This is a genomic window from Paenibacillus sp. GL_099_B, assembly GCF_057835695.1.
This window is the reverse complement of the sequence record NZ_CM174430.1, coordinates 6,842,127-6,858,843: the sequence shown is the minus strand read 5'-3', so window position 1 is coordinate 6,858,843 and position 16,717 is coordinate 6,842,127. Positions and strand designations below refer to the sequence as shown.

The 16,717-nt window shown below is 47.3% G+C and carries 15 protein-coding genes; 9 read left to right on the top strand and 6 right to left on the bottom strand.

Annotation, left to right across the window (positions count from 1 at the left end):
• Nucleotides 1-200: 200 nt before the first annotated feature.
• Nucleotides 201-1,400 carry an MFS transporter gene (locus tag AC3ITG_RS31110; RefSeq protein ID WP_379437484.1) on the bottom strand — a complete coding sequence of 400 codons (1,200 nt, stop codon included), beginning with the start codon at nucleotides 1,398-1,400 and terminating at the stop codon, nucleotides 201-203.
• A gap of 164 nt (nucleotides 1,401-1,564) precedes the next feature.
• On the opposite strand from AC3ITG_RS31110, the gene AC3ITG_RS31105 reads away from it, so the two are divergent.
• From AC3ITG_RS31105 to AC3ITG_RS31095, 3 genes are all read left to right on the top strand, one after another.
• A complete protein-coding gene (locus AC3ITG_RS31105; protein WP_024629739.1) occupies nucleotides 1,565-1,960 on the top strand; it encodes a winged helix-turn-helix transcriptional regulator in 396 nt (131 codons plus the stop codon).
• Nucleotides 1,957-2,634, top strand: a complete 678-nt coding sequence (locus AC3ITG_RS31100; protein ID WP_400347998.1) for a TIGR00266 family protein — start codon at nucleotides 1,957-1,959, stop codon at nucleotides 2,632-2,634. The genes AC3ITG_RS31105 and AC3ITG_RS31100 overlap by 4 nt, the downstream gene beginning before the upstream one ends.
• A 99-nt stretch (nucleotides 2,635-2,733) precedes the next feature.
• A complete protein-coding gene (locus AC3ITG_RS31095; protein ID WP_376038592.1) occupies nucleotides 2,734-3,195 on the top strand; it encodes a MarR family winged helix-turn-helix transcriptional regulator in 462 nt (153 codons plus the stop codon).
• Between the two features lie 95 nt (nucleotides 3,196-3,290).
• Here AC3ITG_RS31095 and AC3ITG_RS31090 read toward each other — a convergent pair whose 3' ends face one another.
• Complete coding sequence (locus AC3ITG_RS31090) at nucleotides 3,291-4,265, bottom strand: aldo/keto reductase (protein WP_489252334.1); 975 nt, start codon at nucleotides 4,263-4,265, stop codon at nucleotides 3,291-3,293.
• A gap of 110 nt (nucleotides 4,266-4,375) precedes the next feature.
• Here AC3ITG_RS31090 and AC3ITG_RS31085 point away from each other — a divergent pair, with 110 nt between their 5' ends.
• Nucleotides 4,376-5,410, top strand: coding sequence for an LCP family protein (locus tag AC3ITG_RS31085; protein ID WP_489252333.1), 1,035 nt, complete (start codon nucleotides 4,376-4,378; stop codon nucleotides 5,408-5,410).
• Nucleotides 5,411-5,557: 147 nt separating this feature from the next.
• Entirely contained in the window at nucleotides 5,558-8,146 is a 2,589-nt protein-coding gene (locus tag AC3ITG_RS31080; protein ID WP_489252332.1) for a DUF2339 domain-containing protein, read from the top strand.
• Between the two features lie 394 nt (nucleotides 8,147-8,540).
• Here the strand turns inward: AC3ITG_RS31080 and AC3ITG_RS31075 are convergent, their stop codons facing one another.
• Nucleotides 8,541-8,696, bottom strand: coding sequence for a hypothetical protein (locus AC3ITG_RS31075; RefSeq protein ID WP_157258566.1), 156 nt, complete (start codon nucleotides 8,694-8,696; stop codon nucleotides 8,541-8,543).
• 222 nt (nucleotides 8,697-8,918) lie between these two features.
• Here AC3ITG_RS31075 and AC3ITG_RS31070 point away from each other — a divergent pair, with 222 nt between their 5' ends.
• Together AC3ITG_RS31070 and AC3ITG_RS31065 are read left to right on the top strand one after the other, a co-directional pair.
• Nucleotides 8,919-9,590: an FHA domain-containing protein gene (locus tag AC3ITG_RS31070; protein ID WP_413374053.1), complete on the top strand. Its 672-nt coding sequence runs from the start codon at nucleotides 8,919-8,921 to the stop codon at nucleotides 9,588-9,590.
• Nucleotides 9,591-9,746: 156 nt separating this feature from the next.
• Nucleotides 9,747-10,325, top strand: a complete 579-nt coding sequence (locus AC3ITG_RS31065; protein WP_489252331.1) for a class I SAM-dependent methyltransferase — start codon at nucleotides 9,747-9,749, stop codon at nucleotides 10,323-10,325.
• A gap of 234 nt (nucleotides 10,326-10,559) precedes the next feature.
• Here AC3ITG_RS31065 and AC3ITG_RS31060 read toward each other — a convergent pair whose 3' ends face one another.
• The 3 genes from AC3ITG_RS31060 to AC3ITG_RS31050 are packed head-to-tail and all read right to left on the bottom strand — an operon-like array spanning nucleotide 10,560 to nucleotide 14,405.
• On the bottom strand, nucleotides 10,560-12,887 hold the full coding sequence (locus tag AC3ITG_RS31060) for a carbohydrate-binding domain-containing protein (RefSeq protein ID WP_489252330.1): 2,328 nt from the start codon (nucleotides 12,885-12,887) through the stop codon (nucleotides 10,560-10,562).
• 26 nt (nucleotides 12,888-12,913) lie between these two features.
• Complete coding sequence (locus tag AC3ITG_RS31055; RefSeq protein ID WP_489252329.1) at nucleotides 12,914-13,594, bottom strand: DUF4956 domain-containing protein; 681 nt, start codon at nucleotides 13,592-13,594, stop codon at nucleotides 12,914-12,916.
• Nucleotides 13,587-14,405: a polyphosphate polymerase domain-containing protein gene (locus tag AC3ITG_RS31050; RefSeq protein ID WP_053782888.1), complete on the bottom strand. Its 819-nt coding sequence runs from the start codon at nucleotides 14,403-14,405 to the stop codon at nucleotides 13,587-13,589. The genes AC3ITG_RS31055 and AC3ITG_RS31050 overlap by 8 nt, the downstream gene beginning before the upstream one ends.
• A gap of 250 nt (nucleotides 14,406-14,655) precedes the next feature.
• On the opposite strand from AC3ITG_RS31050, the gene AC3ITG_RS31045 reads away from it, so the two are divergent.
• Nucleotides 14,656-15,333: a response regulator transcription factor gene (locus tag AC3ITG_RS31045; protein ID WP_053782593.1), complete on the top strand. Its 678-nt coding sequence runs from the start codon at nucleotides 14,656-14,658 to the stop codon at nucleotides 15,331-15,333.
• Complete coding sequence (locus AC3ITG_RS31040; RefSeq protein ID WP_489252328.1) at nucleotides 15,333-16,634, top strand: sensor histidine kinase; 1,302 nt, start codon at nucleotides 15,333-15,335, stop codon at nucleotides 16,632-16,634. The genes AC3ITG_RS31045 and AC3ITG_RS31040 overlap by 1 nt, the downstream gene beginning before the upstream one ends.
• The last annotated feature ends 83 nt before the right edge of the window (nucleotides 16,635-16,717 follow it).

Here is a 16,717-nt window from a genome sequence, read left to right as displayed (position 1 = left end):
TGAAGTCCTCCTCATATTATGAATCAAAATGGTAGTAACGAAGTTAAATGATAAATCCTAGTATCCTTCATTAAGTCATAGTAGATTAAATTCGAATTAACGTATTATACTAGATTAAAATAAAAAGCGAAACCGGTTCCGAGTTGTAGCTTCAACCTAGGAAAGACGCGTGTTTAGGCTGATATCTGACTGAACCTGTCTTACGTCTCTGATGGGGAATATGGATCTTTACGATCAAGCGCTCTTGCCCAACCAGTCAGAAGAACAGCAGCCAGAACCATAATTGCACCAACCCATGTGGTATGAATCAGACCGATGGAATCTGTGATTACACCGCCCAAATATGCACCAATTGCGATACCCGCGTTAAAGGCTGCGATGTTGAAGGCGGAGGCGACGTCTTTGGCCTGCGGAGCATAACGTTCTGCGAGCGTCACGACGTACATCTGAAGCCCTGGCACATTCATAAAGGCAAGCAGACCCATGCCGAGTATCGTGAGTAACGCTGCCAGCTTAAATGGAACTGTGAAATACAGTATGCCCAGAATGACGGTCTGAATGATAAACATATAGAAGAGTGCTCGGAGCGGATTGCGGTTGGCGGCTTTCCCTCCGATAATATTGCCAATAGCAATAGCGATCCCGTACAGCAGCAGAATACCCGCGACCGTTTTCTCGGAATACCCGCTGATATCATGCAATAGTGGGGACAGGTAAGTGAATACCACAAACGTTCCCCCATATCCCACGGCTGTAATGGCAAAAGCCAGAAGCAACCGTCCGCCTGTCACCAGCTTCAGTTGTTCTCGGAATGCAGTTCGCGTTCCGCGTTGTAACGTGGATGGTACTAGAAGCATGTTGCCGATGAAGGCAACAACACCTACGACAACGATAAGAATGAAAGCTGCGCGCCAGCCCCAGTTTTGACCGATGAGTGTACCCAGGGGTACACCAGTTACTGTAGCAATGGTCAAACCAGAGAACATGATGGCAATAGCGCTCGCCCGGCGGTTTGCAGGAACCAGGTCTGCCGCAATGGTGGAACCAATGGACATGAATACTCCGTGTGCCAAAGCGGAGACAATTCGCGCAATGAGCAGCATTGTAATTCCACTCGAGAGCGCCGCCATGGTGTTACCAGCGATAAAAACAACCATAATAGCAAGCAGCAGCGTCTTGCGTGACACCGTTGACGTCAATGAGGTCAGAATCGGTGCCCCGAAGGTTACGCCTAATGCATATAATGTAACGGTCAGTCCCGCTGTCGTTACGGAAATGCCCAGATCATCTGCAATAAGGGGCAGCAGACCAACGCTGATAAATTCAGTGGTGCCGATGGCAAACGCACTGATTGCCAGCGCTAGCAGTGCCCAGGTACTGCGTTTTGAATCATGTAACATGTCTTGTTCAACTCCCCAGAATGTAGATTTACGTACCGGCAAATGCTATTATGAGTTATTCGACATAAAATGAATAGTACGTACTTTTTAGTACCCTACGTACTTTTTGGTGCCTATATAGCAATTGCTTTTTATGAATAACAATTCCAGGGAGGACATTCAGCATGATCAGAAAGAAGTATAATATTTCAGTTGAAGCGACGCTTGAAGTCATCGGTGGCAAGTGGAAATGCGTTATCCTCTGCCATCTGACACACGGGAAGAAGCGCACTAGTGATCTCAAGCGTATTATGCCCGCAATTACGCAGAAAATGTTAACGCAGCAGCTGAGGGAGCTTGAAGATGACGGGATTGTGAACCGTATTGTTTATAATCAGGTACCTCCCAAGGTGGAGTATGAACTGAGTGAATATGGCCGAAGTTTGGAACCGATTCTAAATGCCCTATGTAACTGGGGAGATCAGCACATTATTAAGGAATACGGAGACAAATCCTCAGTGTTGGAGGATAATGGGTTAAACGATTTTAACACGGACAACAAGGAGCTGATGAAGCCATGAACTATGAAATTCTATATGATGGTGCATTTGCGATGCTTAAAGTGCAATTGCAACGGGGGGAAAGGTTCAAGGCAGAAAGCGGGGCCATGGTATCCATGACACCAACCGTTGACTTGAAGGGATCTGCTGAAGGCGGTATGTTTGCCGGATTCGGACGTATGATCAGCGGCGAGAAATTCTTTTTTCAGGAATTGACGGCTGCAGGGGGATCTGCGGAAATTCTGTTGTCACCCTCCAGCATGGGGGATGTGGAGGCGATTGAACTGGATGGTTCCTATTCGCTCTACGTACAGAAAGATGGTTTTCTGGCCGGAACAGAAGGCATCCAGGTGAATACCAAAATGCAAAACTTGAAGAAAGGTCTCTTCTCGGGAGAGGGTTTCTTTATTATAGAGATCAGTGGGCGAGGAACAGTGTTCCTATCATCCTATGGTGCAATCCATGCGATCAATCTGGCTGCGGGTGAAGAAGTGATCGTGGATAATGCCCACTTGGTCGCATGGCCCAATTATATGGATTATCGCATTGAGAAAGCTTCACAAGGCTGGTTATCCAGTGTGACCAGTGGAGAAGGATTAGTATGCCGATTCCGGGGTGAAGGGACAGTCCTGATTCAGAGCCGTAATCCGCATGGATTTGGTCAATGGGTCAAGCAATTTATTCCTTCACGCTAATGTTTTCCGCTGAAAATGTACAACGTTGAAACGCATGCGTTCCGACAAGCGTTATAAGAAAAGATGAAGCTCAAGGTGTAATGATGGAGGTATATTGAGATGGAAAGCTCACGGTATAAAAATGCTCAGGAAAGTCCAGGATACCTGCTATGGCAGGTTACTACGATGTGGCAAAAGGAAATACGCAGGGTGCTCGAGCCTCTGGAATTAACACAACCCCAATTTGTATTATTGCATGCCTGTGTGTGGCTCAATGAACGCGACACAGAGGGCAAGGGAGTAACCCAGGTCCAGCTTGCGCAATTTGCCAATGTGGATGTTAACGTTACTTCTCAAGTTCTCCGTGCTCTTGAAAAGAGAGAGTTGATAACTCGCAAGCGTCATCTTACCGATACCCGTGCGAATATTATTACAACAACGCCGGAAGGAACCCGCTTGGCGCTTGAAGGTATTCATCTTGTTGAAGCTGCGGACAAGGTGTTCTTTGATGTGTTAAGTGATCGTAAGGACGAATACATGGAAATTATGCAGGAATTTATTCGATATAAAACAGATGTTTAATGCATAAAAAGATTTTTTCTATGGTTTAATAGACTACAATGTGTAGTGAAGTTGTACCTCCCGGACTTTTTAGCCGGGAGGTTTTTTCTGTTGGTTCAATCAATCCGATAAGTCGCAAATGGCTTACCATGGCGGAAAGAGTCGCTGAGTTGATCGAGCTCGGTGATCATATCATCGGTCAGTTTCATGTCCAGGCTAACCAGATTATGCTCCAGCTGTTCGGTACTCGTTGCCCCAACGATAACCGTTGAAACAGCAGGGCGTGCCAGCAGCCATGCGAGCGACAGGACACTTGGGGAGCAGCCATACGCCGATGCCTTTTCACTGACCTGCTCACCTAATTTAATATTGTGTTCCAACAAGAAACGATTGAAGGCCGGATCAGTATCCGCTCTGGAACCGGAAGGTACGCCAGCTTCTCCATTGTATTTACCTGTCAGAATTCCACCAGCCAGCGGGAAATACGGGATGATGCCGACGCCCTGATCAAGGCACATCGGTACGAGTTCAAGCTCAGGTGTGCGATCAGCCAGCGAGTAGCTGGTTTGGGTCGAGATATAACGTACATATCCTTTTAGTACGCTGCTACCAAGAGCTTTCATTAGTTCCCAGGCTGCATAGTTGGAAGCTCCGATATAGCGGACTTTGCCGGAAATGACCATATCGTCCAATGTGCGCAGCGTCTCATCCAGTGGTGTATGCGGATCAAAGGTATGGATCTGATACAGATCCACATAGTCCGTTTGCAGACGCCGCAGGCTATGTTCAAGCTCTTGCTGCAAATGATAGCGGGAGGAACCGCGTCCATTGGGACCCTCATGCCGGGGAAGTCCGGCTTTGGTAGCAAGCACAGCGTTTTCCCGTCTGCCTGCCAGGGCCTGTCCGATAATCCGCTCCGATTCAGTTCCGGCGTAGATGTTGGCGGTATCAATAAAATTGATTCCCTGATCCAGTGCCGCATGAATAATGCGGATAGAAGTTGGGTCATCCGCCCGTTTACCAAAGGCATTGGTGCCGAGTCCAAGTGCGGAAACGCGCAGTCCGCTATTCCCCAAACGTCGATATTCCATCGTTCATCGCTCCTTCTGTGTCATTTCTTGTATAGCAGATTATAACGTAATCTATTGAAAACGTGTTATTAATATAGTTAAATGATTCTAAGACCGTTATTAAAGGAGATATGATGGAGAACAGTGCCGCACATTTAACCAGACGGAAGCCGAAGAAACCGAAGAAGAGATGGAAGAAACCTTTGATTATCATCCTGAGTACTTTGATTGTGCTGGGGGGACTCGGATTTATCTATCAAAAGCAACTCGTTGTGTTTGCATTTAACCTGTTTGCTTCGGAAACCGTAAAGGAAACGCTCGATGAATCCTTCAAGCCAGTTGGAGATAAGGATGCACCCGTTGTAGAACATACCGATCCATTCTCGCTGTTGTTGCTAGGAATTGACCAACGGGATAACGAACCAAGCCGTTCGGATACCATGATCTATTCTGTTGTGCGTCCGGAAGAAAATAAAGTGTTGCTGCTGTCAATTCCACGTGACTCCTATACCGATATTATCGGCCGGGATGTGAAGTCGAAGATTAATTCAGCCTATGCGCATGGTGAAGCCAAGATGGCGATGGATACCGTAGAGCATTTGTTGGAAAACAAAGTCGATTTCTATGCCGCGATTAATTTTAACGGACTCAAGGATATTGTTGATGCGGTTGGCGGTGTTGAATTGCCGATTAAGAAAAATATTGAGAACAAATTGAAAATCCATGAGAAGCTGTTTGTTGAAGCGAACAAACCGATCTACAGCGGCGAAGAAGCGCTGGGCTATGTGCGTTACCGGGAAGATTCCGATTTCAATCGGACGATGCGGCACCGTCTTTTCCTGAGTGCCTTCATGAATCGTGCGCTTGAGGTCAAAAACCTGACCAAGATCCCGGACGTTATCCAAATCGCTGGATCGAATTTTACAACCAACATGAACTCGGATTTCATCGTGAAATTTGCCGAGTCTCTATATATGAAAGACAGCACACCAACAATCAGCAATTACATGCTGAAGGGTGAAGGCGCAACGCGGAGCGGCACATGGTACTATGATTTGTCAGAGAGTGATCTGCAATATGTGCGCGGGATGATCGCCAATTGGCTGGACCCGGATACCACCGAAATTATGGAGCCGGAGACGGCGGATACGAAAGATCCGGCGTAAGCATATCACCATATTTATGAATGAGAGTCCGGGAAGCTTGATGCTTTCTGGGCTTTTTGTTGTTATCTATTCCTTAAACCCCATTTTATGGCATACATATAGTAAAATATAGGGAATGAATTCAACATCAACCAACGGAGGAAGCTCATGAAAGAGTTCAAGGATCGGCTTCACCAGGTTCAGGAGCAGCAGAAGCAGCTGGTAAAGGAGTACAATGCGCTGCTCCAGGAGTATCAATCCGATGATCTGATCGTGCAGAATGAACAGCTGCGAGCGCAATATGAAGCGAATCAACTCAAGCTGCAACAGCTTGAAATACGCACACGCAAGATGGAAGAAGAGAATGCCCGTCTTCGCATGGCTCTGTCCGAACAGATGCTGGATGAAAAATTGAATCTCATTCGTGTATCCCAGGAGAAGATGGAGACCTATTTTCGGGGAAAGACGAGTGTACATAATGATCGGCTCGCGGCACATGAACACCGTGCCAAAGTGAATTTGAATGCCATATTCAACAGGGCTTCAGAGGAACTTCAGGGCGACGCCAATGAGATTAAAGAGAGAATTGCTCATCTGGCTGCTGAGGTGCAGGAACGAATTGAGCTGCATAGACAGACCCTGTGGGAGAGAGAAGAGGCACTGCGCGGGCAGATGCAACTAGGATACGAGCATATGGCGGAAGAAGGCTTAAGCGAAGAGACCATTCAGCGGCGCATTCGCCAGAACCGGATGGAGATGAAGATTGGCCTGAGCTGGATCAACAAGGTCGCCATCCTGCTTATTATTCTTGGTGTTGGTGCGGCATTTCAGTACTCATACGCTGCCTGGTTCAACGATGAGATGAAAGGCGGGGCATTTTTCCTGCTGGGGGCGATCATGCTTACCGGGGGTGAATGGCTGTTTCGCCGTAAACGGCAGACGTTCGCGATGGGTCTGCTGGGCGGCGGCATTTCCGTGCTGTTTGGCTCGATATTCTACAGTTACTTTTTACTGCATATTATCGGGTTATATACGGGACTTGCCTTGTCGGTGTTGGTTTCGGCGTTATCCGTGCTGCTATCGTTGAGGTATCGGTCCAGGACAATCTGCTCACTTGGTTTGGTTGGAGGGTATCTACCGTTAATCTCCTACATGGCCTATTTTGGCCTTCAAGGTTCGGCTGTGTATGTTGCCATGATCTATCTGTTGCTCTTAAACGGAATTATTGTGTTGATTTCATTTGGCAAACGGTGGCCGATTGTGCATTATATCAGTTTTCTGTTCAACACACCGTCCATGCTCATCCTGTTATGGCTCTCGCCAAGCGAGAAGATCGGCATGGTGTATTCCATTGTGACATTTGCATTATATCTCGGTATTACACTGGCGTATCCATTCAAACATCGGGTGAAGTTAACCTGGTGGGACTTCGCACTGTTGGCCATGAATACGAGCATCAGCTGCCTGATGTTGTATGTATTGTTTGATGCAGCGGGCTGGAATGATGCACAGGGCTTGCTTGCTCTGATTTTCGCTCTGGTCTATTTCGGGCTCGCCCGGTTTGTCCAGCAGAGGATGCCTCAGGAAAAGCAGACCCTTCTATTGTTCTACGTGACTTCCCTGACCTTTGCCATTCTGATTATACCGTTCCAATTTGGTGCAAAGTGGCTGTCCATGGGCTGGCTGATCGAAGGGGTTCTGCTGGTTACGCTAGGACATCTGAAGCGGTTCAAGTTGGTGGAGCGTGCCGGATGGGGAATCGTGCTTCTGTGCATGTTCACCTTTGTGTATTATGACGTGCTGGTGCTGTTCATCATGGGGGAGCAATCTTATTTCATGCTAAAATACTCCTGCATCACGTTGGGTGCGCTGCTTATTACGCTCTATTACGCCTTGGATCGCAACGGCTCCCTTTCCGGGGAGAAATATCATTATAGCCAGACAGAGCTTGGCTTTCTGAATGCAATTAAGTACATCACACTCGCCAATCTGTGGTTATACGTGCTGTATGAATCGAATGAATTGTATATGAAAGCAGTCGATGACTCATTCCTGTTATACCTGTTCTACAAATGGCTGATGTTCGCTGCGCTGACCATTGCCATGGCCTATGGATTGGGTAAAGTGAGGCTTTTGCGTGATCGGATCGTGCAGGGTTATATCGTCTTCCTGCATGCGGTGGGCTGTTGTATTGCACTGGCAGTAACGTTAACCATGCCGGCACTTCAGCCGGATGTCCAGCAGCACACAGCGGCTGAAGTCGTAGGTTTACTTGTGTTAATCATCTTTAATGTGGGTGTGTTCTTTGCAGGAAGAGATCTGCTAATCACGGCAATCCGCGGGCAGTTCAAGAGCATTGAATGGTATCCGGTTATCGCAGGGGTCTATCTGCTGGGTGTCATCACCGTGTTCCTGACGATCCAATTCCATTGGGGAGATGTAGGGCTGTTGTTCAGCCTAATCTATCTGCTACTTGCGATCCTGTACATCGCATACGGTTTCCGAAGAAAATATGTGATGATTCGGCGCCTCGGTCTGGGTCTGACGTTGTTTTCCACCGGGAAAATGGTTTTCTATGATGTGGGATTGCTTACATCGGGCAGCAAGATCATTGCCTATTTCAGCTTTGGCGTACTGCTGCTTGGAATTTCTTATCTGTATCAGAAGGTGTCGAGCCGGATGGAGGAAATTCAGGCTAGAGAGACCGTACGGTCTAATGAATCCGATCTGCCGGAGGATGAAGATAACCAATTTTAGGATAGTCGATACAGCATTCACAATCTTTGGGGGAGGGATACAACATGGGATTTGATCTGAGTATCTTGTTATGGCAATTATTATGGATTGCTGGCTCTGTAACTCTTATTGTGTATGGGTGGAGGAAACTTGGTATCAGGAAAAAGCGGCGCTGAGGGCGGGGAATGCCGCAGCAACATCGCTTTTGACAAAAGTTATTATCGGATGAACCTATTGGTATCCATATTATAAATATGCATTAAAATGAGGCTCTTGAGCGCTGGTTGTTAGCGTCCAGGGGCCTTATTCTGATGAACGAATTATGATCTGTTCTTCATTCAGCATGGCATGACTCAGTATAAGATGACATTCGTGAAACGTTTTTTTCTGTTGATCACGTTATAATAGAGTATACTTACGGCTGGGTATTCAGTTGCAACCATGAAGTTTCGGTTGTGGTTGTGCCTTTCAATGATTCTCCGCGATCATCATTGATACGGGAGAGCACTGTTAATGTAATGGACAGGGTGAAGGCGAGCAGCACATATATAAAAATGTTTTTTTTGTTCATGATGAGGGACCTCTCTTGTTGATTGGGCTAGGGCATGGATACGACTGTTATGAGAAAAAAGGCACAACGTCTGGTATAGTAGAGAAAAGCATAAAACGATGCCTGTATACACTATATAAATTATTATGGATGCAAACAATGGAACAAATCTGATGAATTTATCATTATTTATGAACGGAACGCTCATAGAGATAGAGTGATATTTGAAGGTGGGAGAATAACATGCGGGAGACGGCAAAAATCGTCATTCGTACGCCAGGGCAGGAAAGTGATGGTTCGTTCGCTTATGTCAGCCAGGGGCGTTCCATTACAGTGGGGCGTTATACGGGTGGAGATGAATTGGACTTGTCTGTCTACAATCAGTTGATATCGAAGCGGCATTGCCGCATTCATTATGATTTGCAGCAGCAACTTTGGATTGAGGACCTGGATAGCAAAAATGGAACGGAATTGAACGGGCAGCGCCTCGTTCCTTATGAGAAATACCCGTTTGCCGAAGGAGACAGCCTGACGCTAGTCAACGGCTTGATTCAGCTTCGCGTAGAAGGGGATCTCGAAGAAACGAGAGAATATCGAATATCTGACCTCCTGGGCGAGGGCGTGCGTTTACAGGATCACCTGCAAACCGTGCAGATTGGAGAAGTGGAGATTCCACTGTCCAAGAAGGAGTACCAACTGTTCAAGCTGCTGTACAGCCAGTTGGATCACTTTGTCACACGGGAGCAGATTGTCGGCCAGGTGTGGCCGGAGCGAAGCATGCTGGAGAGCGAGCCAGTGGGTATTGACGAGATTAACTCGCTGATCTACCGGACGAATCGCAAGCTGGGAGTACATTTTACAATCAAATCGGTTTACAAAAAGGGTGTATACATGAAGTCCCATGTGCCGGACTGAATGCGTGGAATGAGCAGCGGGATGGAATGAGATTAAGCCAAAATAGAATAAGAAGAAGGAAGCTTCTTCCAGGTTTTTTAGACCTGAGGAAGCTTCTTTTGTTATGATGAAGGTGCAATTACCGCCTCTTAATTAAAAATCCAAAGGGTTGGGGTTATGTTCATATTTCAATTTATACCATGGCTGATTGCTGTGGTGACACTTATATCGGTAGTATCCATCGTGCTGGTCAGTTGGAAAAATGGAATCTCACCTATGCCCACATCCAGCATCGTCAGGCAGACAGTCATTCAGGAGGTCAACCGCATTCCCGGTTACGGCGATGTTATTGAAGCAGGCTCCGGGTGGGGAACGCTCGGACTTGATTTGGTGAGACATTGCCCTGGCAAACGGCTTACGGGGATCGAAAATTCAATCATTCCCTTATGGGCATCTCAATTGATTGCTTTTCTAAGTGTCCGCTTACGGCGAGCGAAGGGAAAGCGTCATTCTCTGGAGGGGCGGCTGCGATTCATCCGTGGCAACATTTATACCAGTTCATATGAACACGCAGATTGCGTCATCTGTTATTTGTTCCCTGGAGCAATGAAACGTCTCGTCGACAAATTCAATCGGGAGCTTCCGCCGGGAGCAAAGGTGATTAGCGTTTGTTTTGCACTGCCAGGCAAGGTACCGTTACGGACGATTACATGTCGGGATACGCTGCGTACCAAGGTGTATGTATATACGTTTTGAGCGCTAACGAATGTACAGCATCTTAAAAGGTGGATATCAAGGGATGCAGCATTTAATGAACATCAGCAACGTTATTCCTTCACAGACCTGGGCAAATGGGAGCGAATAGCGTGTACCAGCTTCTATAGAACAAAATAGCAAAAATAAGGGATGTCCCTCGTCATATTCATGACGTAGGGGACATCCCTTATTTTTAATTGTTTAATCGTTGGCTTTTATAGCCTGAATCTTAGCTTACTTCGCGGTATCTGTAGTGCCCGTTGTACCTGTAGTGTCTGTTGTTGTGCCCGATGTACCGGATTGCGTTCTGTTTCTACCGCCTCCGAATCCACCTTGGCCACGGCCTCCGCCTGGACCACCCATACCTGAATTGGCAGTTGTAACACCAGATTCATTCACCCAAGTTACATTGCTTGTGGATTGGAAGGCAACTACTTTGGTTCCGCCACTATACGTTCCGTCTGTATAGAGTCCATCCACAGCTTTACCAGTCGATGATCCGCCGGAGTAGATCACGTAAGAGCCGTCTTTTTTCAGATCCGGGGAGCTGACAACCACCGTTTGATAATCTTTCGCTGGAGCAAAGGTTAGGGTATTGTTGCCTTCGCTGTCTTCCACGTGTACCAGTGTTCCTGCTTTTTGCGTTTCAGGGAACGTCATGGCAATGGTATTTTGAGTCGAGGCTTCAGATGTTGCCTGAGCCATGCCGGAGCTTCCCGCGGCGACCAGATATCCGCCGCTCAACTCGAAGTTCCCGTCATAATCCAGTGCTCCGTTGCCGCTGTCTGTAGGGCCGTTCACAATGACGGTTCCGTCTGTCATATAGATGGAGCCATTCGAATCCAGTCCATCGCCACCTGCATTTACGGTGAGGGAACCGCCGTTGATATGGAGCTCACTGTTGCTGGCGGATTCACCCGGCATACCACCTGGAGCGCCGCCTTGTGGGCGAGTATTGCTGTTCGCGTCTGTACTTTGATTGGATTGATCCGTAGTTGATGTTGTGCCAGTCGTTTCTGTAACAGAAGTGTTGGAGACTGTAGTTGTATCGGTATCGGCTGCTTGAGTGCTGTCATCTGCAGTGGTTGCAGCATCCGCATCAGTTGCAGTTATTTCACCGGAAGCATTCACGCCATCATCTGATGCAGTCACATCCACATCCCCATCGTTCATAGTGATGATTGCACCTTCAAGACCTTCATAGCTCTTGGCAATGGTGATCGTTCCGCCGTTAATGGTAAGCGCCTGATCTGCATGAATACCGTCATCACCGGATTCAATGCTGAACTTGCCGTCATTGACGGTCACATTGTTGTTACTGTGCAGGGAATCATCCATGGAATCGATCGTATACGTACCGCCATTGACGGTAAGATCTGCTCCTGCTTTAAGTGCTTTGGCACTCGTTGTTTCTTCTTCTGCAGCCGTTGTGCTTGTGTCTGCATCTGCATTGGAATCAGCAGGTGCTGTTGCATTTGTAGAGCTGGATGGTGCTGCGCCTGTTGCGTTCGTTCCATTATTGCTCAGCATATCAGCAGGTGGTTCCCCATCCGGTGGTGTGCCCATATCGGTTGGAGGTGTACCGCCACCCCATCCGCCACCACCGCCGCCAAATGGTCCTTCTTCTACTTTTTCTGGTGCATTGGCACTGCCGCCTCCGGTTACGATGTCAAATGTGCCGCCATCCGTAACCAATGCGGTTTCCGCTTGAATGCCGTCGCTGCCGCTCTGGATGTTGAATGTGCCTCCAGCAATGGCAACGAAGCCTTTGGTCGTATCTGTATCGTTTGTGGATTTGATGCCGTCACCTTCTGAATCAATGGTAATGGTTCCTGCTTGAATCGCCACCATATCTTTACCTTTGATGCCGTCATCGGCGGATTTGACGTTAATTGTTCCACTAACGATTTTCAGATCATCCTTGCTCGTAATACCTTCATTGTAGTTACCTGTAACCGTCAGCTTGCCTGTACCATTGAACGTCAGGTCTGCCTTGCTGAAGATGGCTGCATCCGGCTCATCCGTTGTATCGTCGGCGTATACGTATTTTTTGCCATCGGAGACGGCATTCTCGGTTCCTTCCTCCAGCGTAATGATGGCTTTGCCCGCTTTCTGGATATAGATGGCTGCACTATCGTTGTCATTGATTGTTGCCCCGTTTAATACGAGATGTACGGTGCCCTTATCAGCAATATTAACTACAATCTGTCCATCAGTAAGCTTGCCGCTAAGTACATAGGTACCCGCTGCGGAGATGGTTACCGATCCGTTTGCTGCTTTTGCACCCGATCCTGTGATGGAAGCGGTCGTACCGTTCAGCTTAATCGTTGTGGAATCTGTTGCACTCCAGCTAACGTTGGTATCGTCTGCATCCATCGTGACCAGATCGGCATATTTCACCGAGGTTTGTTCACTGACGGATACGGTTTTGGTTGTCCCTGTCGTTGACACTGCGGCGTTTGCGGTACTGCTGGTTGCAGCCGGAGCGCTGCAAGCTGTAACCATTGCAGTAATCATCGCGACGGACCACAGTTTGCTGCCAGTTATGATTTTCTTTTTCATAGTATATCGTTCCCTTCGGATTCAATTTAGTATTCTGGTGTTGGACTCATCGTTAACGAGATACCCAGATTTCCGTTTCGTGTACGAATCGCGTCCAAGAATTCCTTTTGGCTTACACTTTCGTGAATGGTAACACTGTAGACAAGCTCGTACAGACTGCCGAGTTCGGTCGTTCTGATTTTTTTGAGATCAAAAGGTACGTTAAATTTATGGAACACTTCGTTCAGTGCTTCTTCGTAACTCAGATTCTCGGGAATGGTCACTTTCAATGTTTTTTGCTGGTTTTTCTTCGCTCCGAAGTTGAAGCGGCTCAGGACAAACATCAGTACACACAGGATAATGGTGAACATTACGGCATAACCGAATGCGCCTACACCACAGGCAAGACCGGAAGCCATGGTAAACAGAACATAAGCAATGTCTTTCGGGTCACCAGGCGCACTTCTGAATCGGATGATGGAGAAGGCACCGGCGAGGCTGAATGCACGGGCAATGTTGCTGCCGATCAGAAGAATGATGATGGCTACGATGACTGGCAAGACGACCATGGTTAGTGTAAAGCTTTGGGAATATGTGCTCTGATTTGTCTTCATGTACGTCAGGCTGATGATGACCCCCATGATGATGGCAAGTCCGATCGTTAGAATCGCATTACTAAAAGTTAGGGTGGTGTCTGTTAAAGCTGAGCTGAAAATGGAATCAAGCATATACTACACGCTCTCTTTCTGTGATTGTTTTTTCTTGTTCTATGGATGGGTTGAAATCTGTACCCGGCAGCAATTCTCGTTCAGTCTGGTAGTTCAGGTTGGTTGTTCTGGCCAGATGTCTGTACTCATTGCCGTATTTCGAGAATCCGGTGCGATATAGGCCGTGTTCGGATAACAGTTGAGAGAGCCACATCGGAACGGTTTTCTCGGCTTTGACTTCCATCAGCCAGCGTCCGTCTTTCACCAGAGGTTCACCGTAATCTCCTTGCTCTAGCTTCAGATCGTATCTGCGACTGCGGATGTTGGTATCAAAGGTGATGCGGAGATCGCGGCTGTTCTTGTCGAACAACGCCTTGCGTTCATACGCCAGATATACTTTTGGTTCCAGATCGTACAGCCGGAGGAAATACTTGATCTCTTCGACGACCTGTTTGTTCATATAATCGGCGAGATCAGGCGCCTTGCCTGTCTGAACGAATTCATAGGCTTCATCCAGCTTCAGGGCAGTTCGGCGTTTGTTCACCAGGCCAAATACTTTCTTTTTGATCTCCAGATATACCTTCGCATTCTCTTCAGGAACTCCGTATGCCCGCAGTCTCAGCTTCTCCTTGTATTTGGGTTTGGAGAGACTGGCGCGGATCAGGGAATCCTGCGGAGTGTCGAAGTACAGGTTGCTGATCGAGTAAAACTCGTGTTTCTTGTTATAGGCATCCAGCTCCATATACTTCAGCAGGTCGGTGTAGAAGTTCTCGTATTGCTCATCTGTCAGGAGGTACTTGCTCTCATATCGGTTGAATACTTCAATTGCCATTGGGTTCAGTCCTTTCATCCATGTTTTGTATGTTTTGTTTCATCGTGTATTGCTTCCATGTCTGTATCTTAGAGCGCCAACCTTGAATGAATCTTAAATGATTTTACATTCCGTTGATCTTTTTTTACCTTCCTTTAATAGTCCGCGAAAAAAGTGAAATTAAGATTGATTCAAGGTTCGGTTGCTACAATCGTTGGTATAATAGATTGACATATATCGAAACCAATTCATGCAGAGGAATGAAGAACCGATGAGAATACTAATTGCGGAAGATGAGGTTCATTTGGCGGAAGCCGTATCGCAAATATTGAAAAAACACAATTACTCTGTAGACATGGTGCATGACGGGAGATCGGGTCTGGATTATGCGCTAAGCGGAATCTATGATCTGTTGCTGCTGGACATCATGATGCCGGAAATGGACGGGATTACCGTGCTGAAGAAACTACGCAGCGAAGGCAATCATACGCCTGTCATTCTGCTCACAGCCAAAGGAGAAATATCAGACAAAGTTACCGGGCTGGATTATGGAGCCGATGATTATATAGCAAAGCCCTTTGCCACGGAGGAATTGCTCGCACGGATTCGGGCAGCCCTGAGAAGGAAGGGAGAAGTCGTTCCAGAGGATGGACTGAAGTTCGGTGACATCGAACTGAACACAACGCAGCTGAAGCTGAGTGTTCAAGGCAAGGAGATCAAGCTGAATCTGAAGGAAAATGAACTGCTGGAACTGCTGATCACGCGCAAACAGGCCATTACTTCCAAAGAGCAGATTATTGAGAAGTTGTGGGGTTTCGATTCGGAAGTGGAGTATAACAATGTGGAGGTGTACATCTCGTTTTTACGCAAAAAATTAACCTTCTTGAACTCCGCGGTCCGCATTAATACGATTCGGGGTGTGGGGTACGTACTTGAGGTGACGTCCTGATGTTCAAGAAACTCAGAAACCGATTTCTGATCGTGAACTTGGTATCCATCTCGATTATGATGCTGGTTGCCTTTGCTACGATCTACATCATTACGTATCAGAATGTGCAGCGGGAAACTAACATGGAGCTGTTCAAAGTGTCGGATTTCTATCATGGTCCGTACAACTCCAGCAAGATGCCGCGCGGTGATGACAGGGATTCAGTGACAGGATCGCAGCCATCGGATTCCGTTACCAATGGAGCACCGGGAAGTGATCCGAACTCACCACCAGGACGCTCGGTATCATTCATGATCAAGACGGACAGTGAATGGAAAATCACGGATGCGCACTCCAGGTTTGATATGGATGACACGTTCTATACTGAAGCTTTGCAAAAGGTGAACAAGGTTAACGATCTGGATCGGAAAACCGGACAATTCACACTGAATGGAACCGATTGGGCTTATGTGATCGATCCGAGCAGCACAGGTCACATGATTGTGTTCATCGATGTGACGGCCCAACAGGGCATCCTTACGAATCTGATTTATACGTTTGCCATCGTAGGTTTGATCATGCTGATCGTCATCTTCTTCCTGAGTCGTTATTTCGCCAATCGTTCCATTACCCCAGTCAAGGAAGCTTTTGAGAAGCAAAAGCAGTTCATAGCCGATGCTTCTCATGAGTTGAAAACGCCGCTGGCGATCATTAATACCAACACGGATGTGCTTCTCGCGAACCGGGAGGATACAATTGAAAATCAGGCCAAATGGCTGCATTACATCAAGTCGGAGACGGAACGCATGTCGGGACTGACGAATGATTTGTTATATCTGACTCAAATTGACGATTCGCGATCCTCGATGATTCATGCCAAGTTCAATATGAGCGATGCGGTGGAGACGATCATTTTGACGATGGAAGCGGTGATTTTCGAGAAAAATATATCCTTGGACTACAGCATTGAACCGCAGCTCATGGTCCATGGCAACAGCGAACAGATTAAGCAAGTCATTCTGATTTTGCTCGATAATGCTGTGAAATACTCCAGAGCCAAGGGCTCGGTCAACGTATCGTTGAAGAAACAAAATAATGACGTTGTGCTGGCCGTTTCCAACACGGGAGAGGGCATTGCGGCTGAACATCTGGACCGGATTTTCGATCGTTTCTATCGCACGGATGCCTCCAGAGCACGGAAACATGGTGGACATGGATTGGGTCTTGCGATTGCTAGGTCGATTGTGGAGCAGCATAAAGGTGAGATTTACCCCCGCAGTGTGGTAGGGGAAGGCGCAACATTTTACGTTCGTTTATCCTAGGGATAAGGAATAAGGCATGACTGTTGTGGGTTAACCTATGCTACAATGGCAACAGAACGTATGAATCAAGGAGCTGACTTTAA

Bases quoted from the DNA above. Each gene is read 5' to 3' on its own strand.
- AC3ITG_RS31105 (WP_024629739.1), top strand. From the start codon at position 1,565: ATGATCAGAAAGAAGTATAATATTTCAGTTGAAGCGACGCTTGAAGTC.
- AC3ITG_RS31055 (WP_489252329.1), bottom strand. From the start codon at position 13,594: ATGCTTGATTCCATTTTCAGCTCAGCTTTAACAGACACCACCCTAACT.
- AC3ITG_RS31065 (WP_489252331.1), top strand. From the start codon at position 9,747: ATGTTCATATTTCAATTTATACCATGGCTGATTGCTGTGGTGACACTT.
- AC3ITG_RS31110 (WP_379437484.1), bottom strand. From the start codon at position 1,400: ATGTTACATGATTCAAAACGCAGTACCTGGGCACTGCTAGCGCTGGCA.
- AC3ITG_RS31040 (WP_489252328.1), top strand. From the start codon at position 15,333: ATGTTCAAGAAACTCAGAAACCGATTTCTGATCGTGAACTTGGTATCC.
- AC3ITG_RS31050 (WP_053782888.1), bottom strand. From the start codon at position 14,405: ATGGCAATTGAAGTATTCAACCGATATGAGAGCAAGTACCTCCTGACA.
- AC3ITG_RS31100 (WP_400347998.1), top strand. From the start codon at position 1,957: ATGAACTATGAAATTCTATATGATGGTGCATTTGCGATGCTTAAAGTG.
- AC3ITG_RS31090 (WP_489252334.1), bottom strand. From the start codon at position 4,265: ATGGAATATCGACGTTTGGGGAATAGCGGACTGCGCGTTTCCGCACTT.
- AC3ITG_RS31085 (WP_489252333.1), top strand. From the start codon at position 4,376: ATGATGGAGAACAGTGCCGCACATTTAACCAGACGGAAGCCGAAGAAA.
- AC3ITG_RS31045 (WP_053782593.1), top strand. From the start codon at position 14,656: ATGAGAATACTAATTGCGGAAGATGAGGTTCATTTGGCGGAAGCCGTA.
- AC3ITG_RS31095 (WP_376038592.1), top strand. From the start codon at position 2,734: ATGGAAAGCTCACGGTATAAAAATGCTCAGGAAAGTCCAGGATACCTG.
- AC3ITG_RS31080 (WP_489252332.1), top strand. From the start codon at position 5,558: ATGAAAGAGTTCAAGGATCGGCTTCACCAGGTTCAGGAGCAGCAGAAG.
- AC3ITG_RS31075 (WP_157258566.1), bottom strand. From the start codon at position 8,696: ATGAACAAAAAAAACATTTTTATATATGTGCTGCTCGCCTTCACCCTG.
- AC3ITG_RS31060 (WP_489252330.1), bottom strand. From the start codon at position 12,887: ATGAAAAAGAAAATCATAACTGGCAGCAAACTGTGGTCCGTCGCGATG.
- AC3ITG_RS31070 (WP_413374053.1), top strand. From the start codon at position 8,919: ATGCGGGAGACGGCAAAAATCGTCATTCGTACGCCAGGGCAGGAAAGT.